Here is a 2,242-nt window from a genome sequence, read left to right on the forward strand (position 1 = left end):
CCCGAACCCCACACAGGCCCCGCCGAGGCCGCCGCGACCGATCCGTCGGTGACGGGAGCGGAGCCGCTTGCTCGTTACTGACCCACGCTCCTAGCTGCTCGAAGCCCATCCGCTCGCGGTAGTCGATCGCCCGATCGGTGAACAGGGAGGCGTAGCAGCGCCGACAGGCATCCAGCAGGGCCTCGCGGCCCCGCACGTTCAGGTAGGTGTCCTGCTGTCCCGCGAAACTCGCCTCCGGCAGGTCCTCGGCCGTGGCACTGCTGCGCACCGCGACGTCCGGGTCCTCCCGGCCGACCTCTCGTCCGAGCCTGGCATACGCCTCGGCCAACTCCCCCTCCAAGGCGGGCGGCAGTGGTGTGCCGAGCATCGCGGCACGGATCGCCGCACCCACCTCGTCGAGGGGCGCGCCGCCGTTCAGCAGGTCGATCTGGTCGGGCCGTCATCGCCCTCGTCATGCTCTGCCTCGGCGGCAACCGTCCCGCCCTACCCCGCCGCCAACGCACATGACCCGACCCACAGGTCCAGCACAAGAGCCGGTAAAGGGCCCGCACTGTCGGACCCGCGATGCTGACGAATGCGTCGAGCTGGCGCGGCGGCGCCGCTCTGACAGTCCAGGCCGTAGTGCCGGAAGACGGCCTCCTCGTCCTCGGCTGGCAGGACGTCGTCCGTGCCGATCGGCGGGCAGTCCTTCACCAGCGCCTTGTCATAGACGACCTTCACACAGCCCGGTCCGACGGTTGCAACACCCAGCGGGACGAAGACCAGGCGGTGGCGGCTGGGCAGCCCAACCTGGACGGTGGCCATCGCTGGCTCGTCCGTGCTGGTGTGCACGTAGATCGCCTCCAGCGTGCCGATCTTGTACCCGCCCGCGTCCACGACGTCGTGGGTGCGCCACTCGCGGATGTCCCCTACCGGATCACCGAGGCTCCCTTCACGCCGCTATGCCAATCGCGGCCCGGGCCCGAGGCCGGTGGCCTGCATCTATCAGCGTGCCTTCACCGCCCGACGCCGCGCCCTGGGGCGCGGCGGGCGGCGCGGACCACCGATCGCCCCTCCCTGCCCCAAGGCTCAGCAAGTCCGTGCAACGCTCGAAGCCAACACGGAGGCGGGCGAGATCGCCAACGCCACATTCGTCACCCTCTGCAACGACCAGATCGCGCAAGGCCAGCCGACGACGAAGATCCTCACGGGACGGCGTGCTTCCGAGGTTCAGGCGCCCAGCCCCTCGCTTCATCAGGCTGCGTGCCCGTCGATCAGATCGCCGGTGGTCCGCGACGGCAGCATCCGCGAATGGCCCGACACGATGACCAGCACCGGAGGCCGGCCCGTCTGCCCGTAGCCGAGCGGGATGTCCGCGGGCGGGAACCACAGGTCGCACTGCTCACCAGGCGAGTAGAGCATCCGCGAGAGCGGACCGACCGGCAGATAGGCCGGACGCAGCTCGCGAACACGTTTCTTGAGGATGGTCAGCCCGCGCTCCCACCCGATCCGCTCGGCGATCACCGTGGCCGGCATCGTCGGGGTCTGCTTCAGCAACGCGCGAATGGCAGGCTCGACCGCGTCGACCGCCGTCCCTTCAACGGAGCCTGACCCTGGGCGTCGCCTTCGCCGTGCTGTGCGCCGTCACCGAGGGCCCCCGGAGCAGACGGTGAGCCGGCTCCCGGGCCCGCGCGGCCCACTGTCTGAGGTGGTGCTGGACCTGGTGACCTCCGGCCCGCCGGGCGCCGGCCGGATGCTTACGCCTCCCGCTCGTGGCGCCGACCCATGGGGGAGGACCACCAGCTCGCCCTTCACCTCTGCTACGAACTCCACCACCGCGGCCTGCCCGGAGTCCACCCCGGCTGGGAGTGGGAGCCCGAACTGCTCTCCTTTCGACGAGAGCTGGAACGGCCGTTCCTCACCGCAGTGCGCGCCGAGGCGACGCCCGTCCGACCGCTGGGCCAAGCCCTGGAACGGCTGCTGGCGGAGCCCGCCGGCGGCACCGGACCGTCCGCGCCGTCGTCCACGCTGCCACCAGGTCGCGGTCCGACTTCAGAGCCTCGCCCCCGCCACGACGACCCGCCTGCTTGCCGCCGTCACGTGGTCGAACGACCTTCGCCCGCCTGAAGCAGTTCCGCGCGATCGCCACCGGTTCGACAAAGTCGCTGGGGTGCAGTTCGTCCTGAGTGAGTGGTGCTTCAGGCTGCGAGGCGGAGTCTGTCCTGGTAGCGGGCTTGGTGGACACGACGGTGTTCCTGCTTGA

At 70.6% G+C, this 2,242-nt stretch carries 2 protein-coding genes and 2 pseudogenes; 1 reads left to right on the forward strand and 3 read right to left on the reverse strand.

Annotation, left to right across the window (positions count from 1 at the left end; all coding sequences use genetic code 11):
• From ACWC9T_RS41575 to ACWC9T_RS41585, 3 genes and pseudogenes are all read right to left on the reverse strand, one after another.
• The coding region (locus ACWC9T_RS41575; protein WP_449826213.1) for a PEP/pyruvate-binding domain-containing protein at positions 1-391 on the reverse strand (391 nt) is incomplete at its 3' end.
• A 176-nt stretch (positions 392-567) separates the two neighbouring features.
• Positions 568-903 (reverse strand): annotated as a pseudogene (locus tag ACWC9T_RS41580) (PRC-barrel domain-containing protein); the annotation flags it as partial.
• Between the two features lie 342 nt (positions 904-1,245).
• Positions 1,246-1,605: pseudogene (locus tag ACWC9T_RS41585) on the reverse strand (IS21 family transposase); the annotation flags it as partial.
• A 159-nt stretch (positions 1,606-1,764) separates the two neighbouring features.
• Between ACWC9T_RS41585 and ACWC9T_RS41590 the strand changes: the two are divergent.
• On the forward strand, positions 1,765-2,106 hold the full coding sequence (locus tag ACWC9T_RS41590) for a hypothetical protein (RefSeq protein WP_449826214.1): 342 nt from the start codon (positions 1,765-1,767) through the stop codon (positions 2,104-2,106).
• Positions 2,107-2,242 lie beyond the last annotated feature (136 nt).

The organism is Kitasatospora sp. NPDC001159, from assembly GCF_053598235.1.

What these genes read in the sequence shown, in the direction of transcription:
- ACWC9T_RS41590 (WP_449826214.1), top strand. Translation starts at nt 1,765, where the DNA reads ATGGGGGAGGACCACCAGCTCGCCCTTCACCTCTGCTACGAACTCCAC.